This is a genomic window from Streptomyces sp. cmx-18-6 (genome assembly GCF_046548915.1).
In the GTDB taxonomy this organism is placed as follows: Bacteria; Actinomycetota; Actinomycetes; order Streptomycetales; family Streptomycetaceae; genus Streptomyces.
In genome coordinates this window covers 837,812-853,714 of record NZ_JAEBEP010000001.1, presented here as the reverse complement: position 1 = coordinate 853,714, position 15,903 = coordinate 837,812, and the positions used below count along the sequence as shown (strand labels likewise).

Below are 15,903 nucleotides of genomic sequence, written 5' to 3'. Positions count from 1 at the left end.
CTGTTCCTCACATCCGGAAGACGCCGAAGGCGGGCCCGGCCGGGTCCTTCTGGGGCAGCGGGGCATTGGCGCAGGCGGTCAGGGCCAGGCCCAGCACCTGCCGGGTGTCCACGGGGTCGATCACGCCGTCGTCCCAGAGCCGGGCGGTGGCGTAGTACGCGTTGCCCTGGGTCTCGTACTGGGCGCGGATCGGGGCCTTGAACGTCTCCTCGTCCTCCGCGCTCCAGTCGTCGCCGAGCTGGTCGCGCTTGACGGTGGCCAGCACCGAGGCCGCCTGCTCGCCGCCCATGACGGAGATCTTGGCGTTGGGCCACATCCACAGGAAGCGGGGGCTGTAAGCCCGGCCGCACATCGAGTAGTTGCCCGCCCCGTACGAACCGCCGACGACGACCGTCAGCTTCGGCACCCGCGTGGAGGCCACCGCCGTGACCATCTTCGCGCCGTGCTTGGCGATGCCGCCCGCCTCGTAGTCGCGGCCGACCATGAAGCCGGAGATGTTCTGGAGGAAGACGAGCGGGATGCCGCGCTGGTCGCACAGCTCGATGAAGTGCGCGCCCTTCTGGGCCGACTCGGAGAACAGGATGCCGTTGTTCGCGACGATCCCCACCGGGTGGCCGTGGATGCGGGCGAACCCGGTGATCAGCGTCGTACCGTACTCCGCCTTGAACTCCTGGAAGCGCGAGCCGTCCACCACCCGGGCGATCACCTCGCGTACGTCGTACGGAGTGCGGGAGTCCACCGGCACCGCCCCGTACAGCCCCGCCGGGTCGACCTTCGGCTCCTCGGCCGGCTCGACCGACCAGGGGAGCGGGGCGCGGTCCGGGAGGGTCGCCACGATGTTGCGGACGATCCGCAGGGCGTGCGCGTCGTCCTCCGCGAGGTGGTCGGTGACCCCCGACGTACGGGAGTGGACCTCGCCGCCGCCCAGTTCCTCCGCCGTGACGACCTCACCGGTCGCGGCCTTCACCAGCGGCGGGCCGCCGAGGAAGATCGTGCCCTGGCCTCGGACGATCACGGCCTCGTCGCTCATCGCCGGGACATACGCCCCGCCCGCCGTGCAGGAGCCCAGCACCGCCGCGATCTGCGGGATGCCCGCCCCCGACATCCGGGCCTGGTTGTAGAAGATCCGCCCGAAGTGGTCCCGGTCGGGGAAGACCTCGTCCTGCATCGGGAGGAACGCGCCGCCGGAGTCGACCAGGTAGAGGCAGGGGAGCCGGTTCTCCAGCGCCACCTCCTGCGCGCGCAGGTGCTTCTTCACGGTCATCGGGTAGTACGTGCCGCCCTTGACGGTCGCGTCATTGGCGACGATCACGCACTCGCGGCCGGACACCCGCCCGATGCCGGCGATGACGCCGGCCGCGGGGGCCTGGTCCCCGTACATCCCGTTCGCCGCCAGGGGGGCCAGCTCCAGGAACGGCGAGCCCGGGTCGAGGAGGGCGTCCACCCGGTCCCGGGGGAGCAGCTTGCCGCGCGCCTCGTGGCGGGCCCGCGCCTTCTCACCCCCGCCCAGCCGTGCCGTGGCGAGCCGCGCCGCCAGCTCGTCGGCGAGCGCGTGATGCGCCGCCTCGTTGGCCTGCCAGGCCCCCGAGGCGGGATCGGCCGCGCTCGCCAGGACCGGTGCCTGCTGCATCGTGTCGAGCCCCCTTGCCCGTACCGCGATAGTGAGCCGCTGCTGTTAATGAGCGTTAACGCGTCTCCTTCAGGTTAACGAGCGCTAACGGCCCTGTCTAGAATGAATCCTCATGAGCACCCATGCCGCCGCCCGCGTCGCGGCCCCCACCCGCCGTGAGCAGATCCTGCGGGAGGCGGCCCGCCTCTTCGCCGAGCGCGGCTTCCACGGTGTCGGCGTCGACGAGATAGGCGCGGCCGTCGGCATCAGCGGCCCCGGCCTGTACCGCCACTTCCCCGGCAAGGACGCGATGCTCGCCGAGCTGCTCGTCGGGATCAGCGAACGGCTCCTGGAGGGGGGCCGCCTGCGGGTGTCGGAGGACGAGGCCCGGGGCGACGGCTCCCCGGCGGCGCTCCTGGACGCGCTCATCGAGGGCCACATCGACTTCGCCCTCGACGACCGCCCCCTGATCACCCTCCACGACCGTGAGCTGGACCGGCTGCGCGACACGGACCGCAAGCGGGTGCGGCGGCTCCAGCGCGAGTACGTGGAGGTCTGGGTCGGCGTCGTCCGCGCCCTCTATCCCGGCCTGCCCGAGAACGAGGCCCGCGTCACCGTGCACGCCGTCTTCGGCCTGCTGAACTCCACCCCGCACCTGGCCCGCCCCGAGGCCCGGCCCGGCCGCGAGGCCACCGCCGCGCTGCTGCACCGGCTGGCGCGCGGCGCGTTCGCGGCGGCCGTGGAACCCGCCTGAGCGGCGGGTTCGTTCGCTGGGCAACCCGGGGCGGGTTCTTCACGTCTGTCCGATCAGGACGAAGAGAACGGGGAGCCTCGCCATGGCCGTCTCACTGGGCGAAGAGATCATGCTGCTGTCGCTGGACGACACGACCGGCGCGGCGAAGGGGGAGTCGGCGGCGCGCTGGGGCGTGGCCGCGGGCATGCTCCTGGAGCTGGTCATGGCGGGCCGCGTCACGGTGAAGGGCGGCCGCGTCGAGGTCTTCGACCCGTCCCCGACCGGGGACGCCCTGCTGGACGGGCGGCTGGACCGGCTGGCCCGCTGGGTCCACGGGGCCTCCAGCAGCCGCAAGGTGATCGACTGGCTGGCCCGCGAGCACGCCAAGGGCTCGCAGGACGTCGTGGGCAGCCTCTGCGCCCGCGGCCTGGTGACCGAGGAGCGGCACCGGGCCCTCGGCGTCTTCCCCGTACGCCGCTACCCGGAGGCGGACGGCTCCGTGGAGCGGGAGCTGCGCGCCCGGCTGGCGGCGGTGGTGCTGCACGGGGCCGAGCCGGACGTCCGCACCTGCGCGCTGATCGCGCTGCTGCACGCCACGGGGATGCACCCGCAGACCTTTCCCGGGCTGCCGAAGAAGCAGGTGGCCCCGAGGATGGCGGAGGTCGGCGACGGGCACTGGGCGGGCGTGAGCGTGCGGGAGGCGATCCGCAACCTCCAGGCGGTGATCTCCACGGTGACCGTGGTGACGGTCCTGTCCGTGGTGTCCTGACCCTGCGGGGTCGCCTGAGCGGCCACGCGGTACGCGGCAGGGGTCAGGGGCCGTCCGCGCGCATGTCCTGGAGCTCGCTCAGCCGCCGGGCGACGGCGATGGTCAGTCCGGCGCCCGGGATGCACAGGAGATTCAGGAAGATGGCCCAGCGGTTGGCCGTGAGCATCCCCTCGAAGTCGATGCCGTTCGGATAGTCGACGGCGTTCCTCATCACATCGGGGAGGAAGAGGACGACGGTGACGCTGACGCTGAAGACGACGGTGAGCGCCCACCACCAGCTGAGCATCCGCCGCCCGTGCCAGCGCCTGTTCGTCTGCCGGCTTCGTTCGCCGGGCCTGCCGCGGAGCCGGTTCGGGAGCGAGGCGTACCAGATGTCGAAGGCCATCTTCCCCGGGATGACCCAGTGGGCGACCGGGATGAACCAGCCGCCGATCGCCATGCCGGGGGAGTAGCGCTGCTCACTCGGGGCGAACACCTCCGCGTTGCTGCGCACGCGCCAGAACCAGACCACCGTGGTGACGGTTGCCGCGAGTGCCAGGAGGGTGTCGAACAGGACCAGCGTGTCCGCCTGCGACACCAGCGCGTCGACATCCACCCACCGGGCGAAGTTCGCCTCCTTCCAGTCGTTGATCTCCGCCGAGAACCCGAGGTGGTACAGGACGGCCACGCACTTGAAGGCGATGTAGACCCCGTAGAGCCAGGCCAGCGCGATGGCCAGACTCTCCGGGGAGCGGACCGCCGCCCGCCCCGCGGACCACGAGGGCGGGGACTGCGGGGACCGAGGGGGTACGGGGGTGGACTGCCCGCGTACGTAATGGGGGCGCTGGGCGGGGACGGGCCGGGAGGGCGCGGGCCGTGCGGCCCCCGGAGGCTCCGGTACGGGCCCGGGCGGGCGCGGGGCCGCCTGCGGGGCGGAGCCGGGGCCCTGGGGTGCGACGAGCGTGGGGACGTACGAGAGGGGCGCGGACGGCGGCGGGGGCGGGAAGGCCGGCGGGCTGTCACCTCGGGCGGGTGTGTCGGGTGAGGCGGGTGTGTCTGGTGAGGTGGGTGAGCCAGGTGTGTCGGGTGAAGCGGGTGTTTCAGGCGAGCCGGGTGTGTCGGGGGAGACGGGCGTGTCGCGGTGGGGTGAGTCGGCCGCCCGCCACTCGCCCTGGGCGGCGGCCCGTCCCGAGATGCGGGCCACCTCGGCGAGGGCGCGGGCGGGCAGCCACGGTTCGGCGTCGAAGGCCCCGGCGTCGGCCCCGGCCTCGGCGCTGTCGTCCAGCACGGCGGCGTACGGCTCCAGCCGCCCGGCCAGGGCCCGGGCGTCGGGGCGGTCGGCGTGCTCCTTGGCCAGGCAGTCCGCGACGACGGCGCGCAGCTCGGCGGGAACGCGGTCCAGGGACGGGTCCTGCTGGACGACGGCGAACATCAGGGCATGCTGGTTGGTGGCGTCGGGCACGGGGAAGGGCAGCGCGCCGGTGGAGGCGAACACCAGCACGCCGCCCACGCCGAAGACGTCACTGGCGGGCGAGAGGGAGTGGCCGAGCACCTGTTCCGGCGACATGTACCCCGGCGACCCCACGGACGTCCCGGTGCGCGTCAGCCCGCCACTGGTCGAGGCGTCGAGGAGCTTGGCCACCCCGAAGTCGATCAACCGGGGCCCCTCGACGGTGAGGAGGATGTTCGACGGCTTCACATCGCGGTGCACCAGCCCCGCCGCGTGCACCGCCTCCAGGGCCCGGGCGAGCCCGACCGCGAGGGCCCCCGCGCTGCGGGCGGGCAGCGGCCCCCGCGTGGCCACCAGCCGCTGGAGGGACAGCCCGGGTACGAACTCGGTGGCGACCCAGGGTCGTTGCCCGTCCGCACCCGGCTCCGCGTCCACGACCTGGGCAACGCCCGGGGTGCGCACCCGGCTTGCCGCCTCGATCTCGCGCGCGAAGCGCAACCGGAAGTCGGGGTCCTCCGCGTATCCGTACCGGATGGACTTCAGGGCGACCCGCTCGCCCCCGCCGCCCTCCGCGAGATACACCGTCCCCATGCCGCCCTCGCCCAGCCGCGCCAACAGCCGGTACGGCCCTATCCGGACGGGATCTGCCTGATCCAGCGGCCACATGCCCGGTCCACCCCCATGACGCGCCGTCAGCCGACGCTGCTCCCGAGATCGTGGAAGCAGCCTGCCCGAGGAGGGACCGTACGCGCCAGTCCGCTTCCGGGGCCGGGGTCTCGGCCGACGGCTCAGCCGGCGGGCGCGCCCGGTGCGTCAGGCGCGCCCGGTGCGGCCGAGGCCGGCGCGGCGGGGGCGGGGGCTTCGGGCAGTGCGCCCGCGTCCCTCAGCAGCCGCTCCAGCCTCGGGGTCAGGACCACGGTCGCCACGTTCGTCAGGTGCGCGTCGTCCCGGTAGAGGAGGATGCGCTCCCGTACCGCCGGGCAGGTCGGGCCGTCGCCCGGGCACAGCACCGGGTTCACGCTGACGGTCCGTACGCCCGGCACCGCCCCCGACGCGATCCGCCGCGCCAGCGGGTCGGCGGGGCTCGCCTTTGCCCGGCCGAACGCGCAGGACGCCCCGGAGTCCGGATCGCCGGAGACGCACGCGGGGATGTCCTCGCCGGGTACGGGGGTGTCCTCGATGTACACGATCGGCGCGCCGATCGCCCGCAGCGGCTTCAGCGTCTTCTCCCAGGCGGCGGCGAGGAGTTCGCGGTCGGCGGTGTAGCGGTTGAGCGAGGCGATCACGATGAGCCGGGGCTTGGGCTGTGTACGCAGACGGTCCAGTGCGTCCGCGCGCCAGGTGTCGCACTCCCGGTAGGCGCGGCCCAGTTGGGGGCTGTCCACCGCCAACTGCGGGAGCGGGCAACCCTGCTTGACCAACTCCTGGAGCGCCCAGCCGCGTTGGGAGGCCAGGGCCAGCATCGGCGAGAACCACTGGCCCGCGTGCGAGTCGCCCAGCAGCACGATCCGGTCCGGGCTGTCCACCGCGCCGAACAGGCACTCAGGGCTGCGCGTCACCTCCGGGGCGACCTGGCACCCGTGGTCCGGCGGGAAGTCCTTGCGCGCCTGGGCGGGGCTCGGGACGACCGGGCCCTCGTCCACGGCCGGGGCCCCGGGGGCCCGGGCGAGCAGGGACGGGCCGGAGGCGGCGCCCGGGGGCAGCCCCGCGACGTCGACCGGGGTGGCGGGGCCCATCAGGTGCAGCGTCGCGGTGCCCACCACCAGCGCGAGCACGACCGGCAGCACGATGGCCGAGACGCCCACCGACAGTCCGCGCCGGGGGAGTTCGGAGACCGTACGGCTGCGGCGGAGCGGCCGCTCGACCCAGCGCAGGGTGGCGAGGGCGGGCAGGACGGCCGCCAGCGTCCAGACGGTCTTCGCGGGCCAGTCCAGCGTGCCGAACCGGGTCTCGGCCAGCACGAGCACCGGCCAGTGCCACAGGTAGAGGTTGTACGAGAGCCGGCCGACCGCGCGCGGCGCACGCCCCGCCAGCAGCCGCCCGACGCCGTAGGGGCCCTGGACGTCGCGCTCGCCCCGGCCCGGTATCGCGGCGAGGATCACGGCGGCGGTGCCCAGGGTCGGGACGAGCGCCGCGTGACCGGGGTACGGAGTCGAGGCGTCGTACGCCACCACGCACCAGCCGATCGCCGCCGCCCCGCCCCAGCCGCACAGCAGCCGCAGCGGACGCGGCCCGCGCAGCAGGTGCCACGGCAGCAGCGCGAGCAGCGCGCCCACGCCGAACTGCCAGACGCGCGAGGGCGTTCCGAGGTACGCGAGCGAGACGGAGTGCTCCGTCCAGTGCAGGGACAGCGCGAACGAGCCGACGACCAGGGCGGCGGTGACCAGCGCCACCACGGAGCGCACGGCCCGGCCCCGGCGGACCGCCCGGGCGGCGCAGAGGATGATCACGGCCAGCAGCGGGGCCCAGAACAGGTAGAACTGCTCCTCCACCGCGAGCGACCAGAAGTGCAGCAGCGGGCTCTGGTCGTGCCCGGCCGCGAGATAGTCGGTGCGCTGCGAGACGAAGCGCCAGTTGGCCAGGGAGAGCGCCCCCGCCAGGACGTCGTACTCCAGGTCGGCGCGGCGCAGCGGCACGGTCAGCCAGGCCCCGGCCACCGCCACCGCCGCGAGCACCACGGCGGCCGACGGCAGCAGCCGGCGGGCCCGCCGGGAGAAGAAGTCGCCGAGCCGGATGCGACCGGTGCTGATCGCCTCCCGGACCAGGAGGCCGGTGATCAGGTAGCCGGAGATGACGAAGAAGACGTCGACGCCGACGAACCCGCCCGCCGTGCCCGGGATTTCGGCGTGGAAGGCGAGGACCGCGAGGACGGCGACCGCGCGCAGCCCCTCGATGTCGGGCCGGAACGTGGACCGGTGCGGACTCGGCCCGGACTCGCCGCCCGAGCGGGCCGGGGGCGGCGCGGGCGGCGGTGGCGTGAGGCGCTTTCGGCGCGGGCCGGGAGCCAGAAGGAAGGGCATGGTGGCAGACCTTTCAGCTCGACCAGGGGAGCATCGGGTTGACCCACCCCGAGGCGAGCAGCCCGGTGAGCAGGAGGAGCGCGGAGGCGGCGAGGGTTTCGGGCCAGCGGCGGGGCAGCATGCCGGTGGGGGAGCGCAGGGCGGTGAACGGGCTCATCGCCCTGATCGCGGAGCGCCGGGCGGCGAGGAAGGCTCTCGCCGTACGCGGCTTCGCCGACGCCGCCTCGCCCTCCCTCGGTCCGAGCTCGGCCGACAGGTCCCGGATCAGCGGCAGGTTGATCTGGAGCTGCACCAGCACATACAGGCCCAGGCCCCAGGTGGGCTCCCATCCGTTACGGGCCACGGCCAGCGCGAGGCCCGCCGCGGCCGCCGCGTTGGACAGCACGAGCCAGACCAGCGAGACGCCCACCACCCGGCGGGCCATCGAGCCCGAACTCCCCTTGTTCTGGGCCCCCGTGGGCACCCAGGCGGCGCTGCGGCCCCGCAGGGTGTGCCAGAACGCGGTCGCGGCGGCCACACTGGTGAGGACGTTCGCCCGGATCACCTCCACCCGCCAGCGGGTCCGGCTGATCCGGGGCAGCAGCACATGCCAGAGCCAGAGCGGGGCGAGCAGGGGCAGCACGTGCCAGGGCCGGATGTGGTCCGGATACCAGAACATCATCACCAGCGGCGGCAGCGGCGCGGCGAAGGTGTTCACGGCCGTGGTCAGGTAGCCGACGACGCCTTCGTAGAAGCAGAGCCGCATCCGCCAGGGCGCGCGCATCCGCTTCAGCACCGGCGTGCCGAGCAGGTGCAGATTGCCCATCGCCCACCGGTACTGCTGGTTGACGAAGGAGGTGACCTCGTCGGGGGAGGTGCCCTTGGCGACCAGCACGGGGACGTACTGGGTGCGGAAGCCCTTCTCGTGCAGCGCGAGCCCGGTGTACAGGTCCTCGCTGTGGGCGAGCCGGGCGAAGCCGCCCGCCAGGTCGATCGCGTCGCGCCGGTAGACGGCGTTGGAGCCGCAGCAGATGGCGGCGTCGCTGGCGTCGCGGGACGGCTGGATCCAGCGGAAGAACCACTCCTGGGCGGAGCCGGCGGCGCGCTGGATCCAGCTCATCGTCTCGTCGGTGTCGAAGCACTGCGGGCTCTGCACGATGCCCACGGCCGGGTCCGCGAGATACGGGACGAGGTGGCGCAGGAAGTCCGGGCGGGGCGCGAAGTCCGCGTCCAGGATCGCGATGAACTCCGAACTGCTCAGCGTGAGCGCGTGGTTGAGGTTGCCCGCCTTCTTCAGGTGGCCCCGGTCGGGGCGGACGACGTAGGTGTATCCGTACGAGGCGGCCAGCGCCGCGACCTCGGGCCGGTCGCCGTCGTCCAGCACCCAGACGGTCAGCGCGCCGGGCCAGTCGACGGCGGCGACGGCGCGGTAGGCGTTGGCGAGGACGGGGAGCGGTTCGCCGCAGGTCGGCAAGTACAGGTCCACGCAGGGCAGTTCGGCGGGTCGCCAGGCGCGGACGAGCACCTCGTGCGACTGCCGGGTCAGCCGGCGCTGGCGCAGGCTGTTGACGGAGGAGAGCAGGAGCGCCACGACGTTGAGCCCGAGGACCGCGAGGAACGCCCACAGGGCCGGGGTCCGCAGCGCGAAGGCGAACATGGTCGCCGCGGTGAAGACGAAGGCCAGCGAACTGCTCACCAGCACCCAGCGGCGTTGCGGCCCGAAGTACCAGTACAGCTCGTCGTCGGACGGAGGTTGCGGAAGATGATGCACAGTCATGAAGCCCCCCACGGCTGCGTATGTGCCCGTTTCAGGTGGCTCACCCTACTGCCAAAGGTATAGACCACTTGCGCGGGAGTGAGGCAACGGACGGAATGAGACAGCGGATTGGCGTGACTCGATTGGTCCAGACCTCTGGGCGGTTCCATTCGACCGGCCGCGCCCGTCCGGCCGGGGAAGGGGCAGGTCACAGGGGGATGAACAGTCCCGGAAGACTTGCCTGCACGGGGGCGGGCGGGTTCGGCGAACGTGTGGGGCCCGGGGCGGGCAGGCCCGGAAGGCTTACGCGGCCTGGGGGGCGGGCAGCCCGCAGAAGGGGTGGGCCCCGGAGCGGGCAGCCCCGGCGACCTCACGCGGCCCGGGGCGGGCAGCCCCGGCGAACTCACGCGGCCTGCGGCGGGGCTGTCGGCGTGAGCGGGCCGGGCGCCGGGGCCCGGCCCGTCCGGCGTGCGGGACACCAGGCGCGCCCCGCACCCCGGGCGGCACAATGGGTTCATGCCGATACCCAGCCGCGCCGCCCTCGTCGATCACCTCGTCCGCTCGCGTATCGCGGGGAACGTCGCCACGCCACGCGACAACAACCTCTCGCACTACCGCAAGCTCGCCAACGGAGACCGTCACTACTGGCTGGGCCTGGAGCTGGGCGACCGCTGGGCCGACGAGCAGGACGTGCTGGCGGTGATGGCCGAGCGGTGCGGCGTGAACGACGACCCCGCGCACCGGATGGGCCAGGACACCATCGACCCCGAGCTGACGGTGGACGCCCTGGAGCGGATGGCGGCCCGGCTGCGCAAGGCGGCGGACGGCCGTGAGCGCGTCCTGTTCGCCACCGGCCACCCGGGCGGCCTGCTGGACGTGCACCGGCAGACGGCGGACGCGCTGCGCCGGGCGGGCTGCGAGATCGTCCGCATCCCCTCCGGGCTGATGGCGGACGAGGGCATGGTCTTCCAGTTCGCGGACGTCGCGGTGCTGGAGCGCGGGGCGACCCTCTGGCACACCCACTCACCGGCCCCGATGGCCGCCATCCTGGACGCCATGGCCCACCTGGGCCGCCCGCTGCCCGACCTCGTCGTCGCGGACCACGGCTGGGCGGGCTGCGCGGGCCAGCGCGGGCTGGACGCGATCGGCTACGCGGACTGCAACGACCCGGCCCTCTTCCTCGGCGAGTCGGAGGGCACCCTCCAGGTCACCGTCCCCCTGGACGACCACGTCACCGACCCGCGCTTCTACGACCCGATGACGGACTACCTGCTGCACGCGGCGGGGCTGCTGGAGGACGAGCCGGCACGGGAGCCGGCCGGGGAGCCCGCGGCGTAGGGAGGCGGGCCGGCGAGGAGTTTCCGGTCCGGCCGAGGCGTTCCGCGCGCTGTCGCCCGGCCGGCAGAAGGCGCACGTCACCTCGATCGAGGGCGCGAAGACGGACGCGGCCCACGAGCGCCGGATCGCGAAGGCGGTGGCGGAGCTGACCCCGTAGGGCTCTCGCAGGAGGCAGGGCTCGGGAGGCGGTGCGCTCGGGAGGCCGGGCTCGGAGGGCCGGACTCGGGAGGCAGGGCTCAGAGGCCGGGGTCCGGTTGCTGCCGCCGCTGTCGCCGCCGCTGCTCGCGCCCCGGCGTCGGGTCCAGATAGACCCGCTGGACCGAGGGGAACCGCTCCCGCAACTGCGCCTCCGCCTCCTCGCACGCCCACTCGACCTCCTCGGCGGTCGCCATGTCCCGGAAGTCGACCTTCGCGGCGATCAGGATCTCGGTCGGCCCCTGGATGAGCGTCGTCAACTCCAGTACGTCCACGATGTGCGGCACGGACCTCAGCTCCTCGCGCACCCCCGCCCGCATCGCCGGGGGCAGCGGCCGCCCGATGAGCAGTTGCGCGTTGGACCGGCCGAGCACCCAGGCCACGTACACGAGCAGCAGGCCGATCAGCAGGGACGCGATCCCGTCCCAGACGCCCGACCCCGTCAGCTGCCCGCCGAGCAGCCCGCCCGCCGCCAGCAGCAGGCCGATCAGGGCCGCCGAGTCCTCCATGACGACGGCCTTCACGGCGGTGTCGGGGGTGTGGCGCAGGTAGTACGTGTCCGGGACCCGCATCCGTGACGCCTCGCGCCGCACCTGTTTGACGCCGGTGCGCAGGGAGTAGCCCTCCAGCAGGAAGGCGACGCCGAGGACGATGTACGAGACGAGGGGGTCGCCCAGCTCCTCGCCCGCGACCAGGGTGTGCACCCCGTCGTAGATCGAGAAGACCGCGCCGCCGACGAAGGTCGCGATGGAGGCGAGCATGGCCCAGATGTAGCGCTCGGGGCCGTAACCGAGGGGGTGGTCCTCGTCGGCCGGCTTCCCGCTCCGCCTGAGCGCGGTGAGGAGCATGACCTCGGTGACGGTGTCGGCGACCGAGTGGGCCGCCTCGGAGAGCATCGCGCTCGATCCGCTGATCAGCCCGGCCACGGCCTTCGCCACGGCGATGCCGAGGTTGGCGACCGCCGCCACGATCACCGTGAACGTGGACTCCCCGGCGTCCCCGCCACCGGCTTCCCCGCCGTCAGCCTTCGTATCGCTCATGGTGGGGAGTATGTCCGAAATGCCACGTCAGGTGGTGCTCATCCCCGGTTCACGCGGAACCCGGACGACGCCCTCCTGGATGACGGTGATCGCGAGGCGTCCGTCAGCGGTGTGGATACGGGCCTGGCCCAGGCCGCGCCCGCCGGAGGCGGACGGCGACTCCTGGTCGTAGAGCAGCCACTCGTCCGCCCGGAAGGGCCGGTGGAACCACATCGCGTGGTCCAGGCTCGCCCCGACCACGTCACCGACCGCCCAGCCGCCCCGCCCGTGCGCCAGGAGCACCGAGTCCAGCAGCGTCATGTCGGAGACGTACGTGGCCATGCAGACATGCAGGAGCGGGTCGTCCGCGAGCTTGCCGTTCGTCCGGAACCACACCTGCGAGCGCGGCTCGCGCGCCTCGCCCACCGTGCCGAACGGCGGCGCGTCCACATACCGCAGGTCGACGGCCGCCCGCGCCTCGATCAGCCGGTCCACCATCCCCGGGTCGCTGAAGCGGTCCGCGTACCGGGGCAGCATCTCGGCGGCCGTGGGCAGGGTCTCCGGGTCGGGCGCGGCGGGCATGTCCGCCTGGTGCTCGAGTCCTTCCTCGTGACTCTGGAAGGACGCGGAGAGGTGGAAGATCGGCTGCCCGTGCTGGACGGCGACGACCCGGCGGGTGGTGAAGGACCTCCCGTCGCGGATGCGGTCGACGCTGTAGACGATGGGCGCGCCCGGGTCGCCGGCCCGCAGGAAGTACGCGTGCAGGGAGTGGGCCGTCCGCTCGGCGGGAACGGTCCGGCCCGCGGCGACGAGCGCCTGGGCGGCGACCTGCCCGCCGAACACCCGGGGCACGACCGCGCTGCGGCTCGTGCCCCGGAAGATGTCCCGCTCGATCTGCTCCAGGTCCAGCAGATCGAGCAGGGAATCGAGTGCTGCGCTCATGAAGGGAACGTAGTCCTTGAACGTAGTCCTTGCCGAACGTCCTGAGGCTGTCTACAGCCCCATGGACTTGGCGATGATCGACTTCATGACCTCGCTGGTGCCGCCGTAGATGCGGTTGACGCGGTTGTCCGCGTACAGGCGGGCGATCGGGTACTCGTTCATGAAGCCGTAGCCGCCGTGGAGCTGGAGGCAGCGGTCGATGACGCGGTGCGCGACCTCGGTGCAGAACAGCTTGGCGGAGGCGGCCTCGGCCGCGGTGAGCTCACCGGCGTCCAGGGCCTCCAGCGCGCGGTCGGCGACGGCCTGGGCCGCGTCCACCTCGGCCTGGCAGGCGGCCAGCTCGAACTTGGTGTTCTGGAACGAGGCGACCGTCTTGCCGAAGACCGTGCGCTCCTGGACGTACTCCTTGGCGAACCGGACGGCCGCCGCGGCCTGCGCGTACGCGCCGAAGGCGATGCCCCAGCGCTCGGAGGCCAGGTTGGTGCCGAGGTAGCCGAAGCCCTTGTTCTCCTCGCCGAGGAGGTCCTCGGCCGGGACCTTGACGTCGACGAACGCGAGCTCGGCGGTGTCGGAGGTCTTCAGGCCGAGCTTGTCGAGCTTGCGGCCGACCGAGTAGCCCTCCGACTTGGTGTCGACGGCGAAGAGGGAGATGCCGAAGCGGCGGTCGTCCTCGCGGGGGGCGGCGGTGCGGGCGCAGACGATCACACGGTCGGCGTGGACGCCGCCGGTGATGAAGGTCTTGGCGCCGTTGAGGACGTAGTGCGTGCCGTCCTCGGAGAGCTTGGCGGTGGTCTTCATGCCCGCGACGTCGGAACCGGTGCCCGGCTCGGTCATCGCGAGGGCCCACATCTCCTCGCCCGTCGCGAACTTCGGCAGCCAGCGCTTCTTCTGCTCGTCGGTGGCGAGCATCTTGACGTACGGGAGGCCGAGCAGCGTGTGCACGCCGGAGCCGCCGAAGGAGACGCCCGCACGGGCGGTCTCCTCGTAGATGACGGCCTCGTACTTGTGCGACTCGATGCCCGCGCCGCCGTACTCCTCGTCCACCTCGATGCCGAAGATGCCCAGCTCGCCGAGCTTGAGGTAGAAGTCGCGCGGCACCTCACCGGCGGCGAACCACTCGTCGTACACCGGCACGACCTCGGCCGCGATGAAGGCGCGGATGGTCTCCCGGAACGCCTCGTGGTCCTCGTTGAATACCGTACGGCGCACGGGGTGCCTCCTTGATCGGCTGAAGTGTTCGTCGGTTGAGGCATCGCTCACCGGGCACGCATGCGGGGCTAAGCGCTTGCTCATTCCCCCTCGAAGTTACCGGTCGGTCACGGAGCTGTCCAGGGTGATGCTGAGCACGCGCGAGCGAGGCTGCGGCCGGGGCGTCGTCAGTGGCGTGGGGCAGGGTCGGTGAGAGCGCGTCGAGGCTGGTGGGGCGGGTGCGGTGGGCCTGCGCGGGGTCAGGCCGAGTAGGCGGTGCTCTCGTCGGGTGGCGGCTCGGAGTCGCGTGGCCGTGAAGGCGGCGGCCCCGGCTCCGCCGCGCGCGGTTCCGACCCGTCGTCAGGGCCGCCGGGTGGGCGCCGCGCCCCGGGGGCCGCCGTATCCGCCGAGTCCGCCGAGTCTGCTGTGTCCGCCGTATCCGCCGAGTCCGCCGTCCCGAGGGTCGGCGTATCAGCCTGTACGGAGGTGAGCGCGGCGCGGAGGGCCTCGACCGCCTCGCGGAGCCGGGCGCGGGACGCCGGTGTCACCCGCGCCAGCACGGCCGCCAGCCGTTCGTCGCGCCGGGCCCGCAGCCGGTCGAGGTGGAGCCGCCCCGCAGCGGTGAGCCGCACCTCGACCTCACGCCGGCTGGTCGGGCTGGAGGACCGGCGTACGAACCCGAGGGCCTCCAGCCGGTCGCACAGCCGGCTCACCGACGAGGGCGCCGCGCCGAGCTCGGCGCCCAGGTGCCGCAGGTTGATGCCCTCGCGGCGTTCGAGCACGTACATCACCCGCAGTTGCGGGGCGGACACCGCGACGGGCGAGGCCCCGTCCGGCGCCCGCGTCCAGTAGACCTCCAGCAGTTCGATGACCCCGCGCATCGCCTCCGCCACATCGCGGAGCCCGTCATCAGGGCCGAAACGCTCTACGCCCATGGTGGGACACCCCTGGTCGAGCTCGGTCGGGCTTTCGAGCCCGCGCCGCGCCGTGCGGGTGGGGTCCCGCGCGCGGCCAACGCCGCTACGGCACAGCTCAGGGCACGTATGCCTCATAGCGTTGACGCTTCAGCCGTTCCGAAACCCATGATTCTTTCCGGGCCCCCCGGAACGGTGCGTCCGGGGAGCTTCCGGAGCCGCGGGAGGGCCTGGTGCGGGGGCGTCGAATTCCCGCTAAATGGATAGGAAAACACGCGAGTTCGCAGACATGGGGCGGGGAGGGCGGGGCACGAGGCTGTCAGCGGTTGCCCAGCAATGGAGCAGCCCGCCGGGATCGCGGTGAGAGCGCGGTTTCGCCTGATGGCAGCCGGTCGGAGCGCATGCGCTCCGGGCTCCTGCTCTCCCGGCACCTGACTTTCGGAATTCTGGAAGTGGGCACGGCGGAATGCACGCCTTTTCGAAGGTGTGCGGGCCGCCGAGGAAATGTCATATACGTGCGATCGAAGGAGTTTTCATGAGTGAGAACCTGTGGGGCTACCAGCCGACCGCCGGCCACACCGCGGGCACCGACCTGATCGGTTACAAGGTCGAGGCGACAGACGGCAGCATCGGCAAGGTCGACAAGCACTCCGACGACGTCACCTCCTCGTACCTGGTGGTCGACACCGGTGTATGGATCTTCGGCAAGCACGTCCTGCTTCCGGCGGGCACGGTGAGCCGGATCGACACCGACGACAAGAAGGTCTACATCGACCTCACCAAGGAGCAGATCAAGGACGCCCCGGAGTTCGACAAGGACAAGCACGTGGGCGACGCGGACTTCCACCGCACGACCGGTGAGTACTACGGCCGCCACCGTCGCGTCTGACTCGACGGCGAGAGCCGGCGGAGCAGCCGGGACAGGCTGTGACAGCGGGCGGGGCGGGACGCGATGACTTGCGCGTCCCGCCCCGCCCGCGTTCGCGCGTACGGGAATCCGTCGTCTTCCCAG

12 protein-coding genes and 1 pseudogene are annotated in these 15,903 nt (G+C 72.8%); 5 read left to right on the top strand and 8 right to left on the bottom strand.

The window, feature by feature from the left end:
• Positions 1 to 7: 7 nt before the first annotated feature.
• Positions 8 to 1,630, bottom strand: coding sequence for a carboxyl transferase domain-containing protein (locus ACLJPL_RS03825; protein ID WP_411079206.1), 1,623 nt, complete (start codon positions 1,628 to 1,630; stop codon positions 8 to 10).
• A 112-nt stretch (positions 1,631 to 1,742) separates the two neighbouring features.
• Between ACLJPL_RS03825 and ACLJPL_RS03820 the strand changes: the two genes are divergently transcribed.
• Complete coding sequence (locus tag ACLJPL_RS03820) at positions 1,743 to 2,363, top strand: TetR/AcrR family transcriptional regulator (RefSeq protein ID WP_411079205.1); 621 nt, start codon at positions 1,743 to 1,745, stop codon at positions 2,361 to 2,363.
• A gap of 82 nt (positions 2,364 to 2,445) precedes the next feature.
• Positions 2,446 to 3,111 (top strand): GOLPH3/VPS74 family protein, encoded by a 666-nt coding sequence (locus ACLJPL_RS03815; RefSeq protein WP_411079204.1) that lies wholly within the window; start codon positions 2,446 to 2,448, stop codon positions 3,109 to 3,111.
• A gap of 43 nt (positions 3,112 to 3,154) precedes the next feature.
• Here the strand turns inward: ACLJPL_RS03815 and ACLJPL_RS03810 are convergent, their stop codons facing one another.
• The 3 genes from ACLJPL_RS03810 to ACLJPL_RS03800 all read right to left on the bottom strand — a co-directional run bounded on the left by ACLJPL_RS03810 (position 3,155) and on the right by ACLJPL_RS03800 (position 9,316).
• Positions 3,155 to 5,206, bottom strand: a complete 2,052-nt coding sequence (locus ACLJPL_RS03810) for a protein kinase domain-containing protein (RefSeq protein ID WP_411079203.1) — start codon at positions 5,204 to 5,206, stop codon at positions 3,155 to 3,157.
• Positions 5,207 to 5,328: 122 nt separating this feature from the next.
• Complete coding sequence (locus ACLJPL_RS03805; protein ID WP_411079202.1) at positions 5,329 to 7,560, bottom strand: acyltransferase family protein; 2,232 nt, start codon at positions 7,558 to 7,560, stop codon at positions 5,329 to 5,331.
• A gap of 13 nt (positions 7,561 to 7,573) precedes the next feature.
• Positions 7,574 to 9,316, bottom strand: a complete 1,743-nt coding sequence (locus ACLJPL_RS03800) for a glycosyltransferase family 2 protein (RefSeq protein WP_411079201.1) — start codon at positions 9,314 to 9,316, stop codon at positions 7,574 to 7,576.
• A 495-nt stretch (positions 9,317 to 9,811) separates the two neighbouring features.
• On the opposite strand from ACLJPL_RS03800, the gene ACLJPL_RS03795 reads away from it, so the two are divergent.
• Both ACLJPL_RS03795 and ACLJPL_RS03790 read left to right on the top strand, forming a co-directional pair.
• Positions 9,812 to 10,633 (top strand): phosphatase, encoded by an 822-nt coding sequence (locus ACLJPL_RS03795; protein ID WP_411079200.1) that lies wholly within the window; start codon positions 9,812 to 9,814, stop codon positions 10,631 to 10,633.
• A 46-nt stretch (positions 10,634 to 10,679) separates the two neighbouring features.
• Positions 10,680 to 10,790, top strand: a pseudogene (locus ACLJPL_RS03790) (YdeI/OmpD-associated family protein); the annotation flags it as partial.
• 79 nt (positions 10,791 to 10,869) lie between these two features.
• On the opposite strand, the gene ACLJPL_RS03785 reads toward ACLJPL_RS03790, so the two are convergent.
• From ACLJPL_RS03785 to ACLJPL_RS03770, 4 genes are all read right to left on the bottom strand, one after another.
• Complete coding sequence (locus ACLJPL_RS03785; protein ID WP_411079199.1) at positions 10,870 to 11,868, bottom strand: cation diffusion facilitator family transporter; 999 nt, start codon at positions 11,866 to 11,868, stop codon at positions 10,870 to 10,872.
• Between the two features lie 27 nt (positions 11,869 to 11,895).
• The gene (locus ACLJPL_RS03780; RefSeq protein WP_411079198.1) at positions 11,896 to 12,789 is read right to left on the bottom strand and encodes an acyl-CoA thioesterase; all 894 of its coding nucleotides are present in this window, start codon (positions 12,787 to 12,789) and stop codon (positions 11,896 to 11,898) included.
• A 51-nt stretch (positions 12,790 to 12,840) separates the two neighbouring features.
• The gene (locus ACLJPL_RS03775; RefSeq protein ID WP_411079197.1) at positions 12,841 to 13,998 is read right to left on the bottom strand and encodes an acyl-CoA dehydrogenase family protein; all 1,158 of its coding nucleotides are present in this window, start codon (positions 13,996 to 13,998) and stop codon (positions 12,841 to 12,843) included.
• A 239-nt stretch (positions 13,999 to 14,237) separates the two neighbouring features.
• Positions 14,238 to 14,912: a MarR family winged helix-turn-helix transcriptional regulator gene (locus ACLJPL_RS03770; protein ID WP_411079196.1), complete on the bottom strand. Its 675-nt coding sequence runs from the start codon at positions 14,910 to 14,912 to the stop codon at positions 14,238 to 14,240.
• A 514-nt stretch (positions 14,913 to 15,426) separates the two neighbouring features.
• Here ACLJPL_RS03770 and ACLJPL_RS03765 point away from each other — a divergent pair.
• Positions 15,427 to 15,780: a PRC-barrel domain-containing protein gene (locus ACLJPL_RS03765; protein WP_411079195.1), complete on the top strand. Its 354-nt coding sequence runs from the start codon at positions 15,427 to 15,429 to the stop codon at positions 15,778 to 15,780.
• The last annotated feature ends 123 nt before the right edge of the window (positions 15,781 to 15,903 follow it).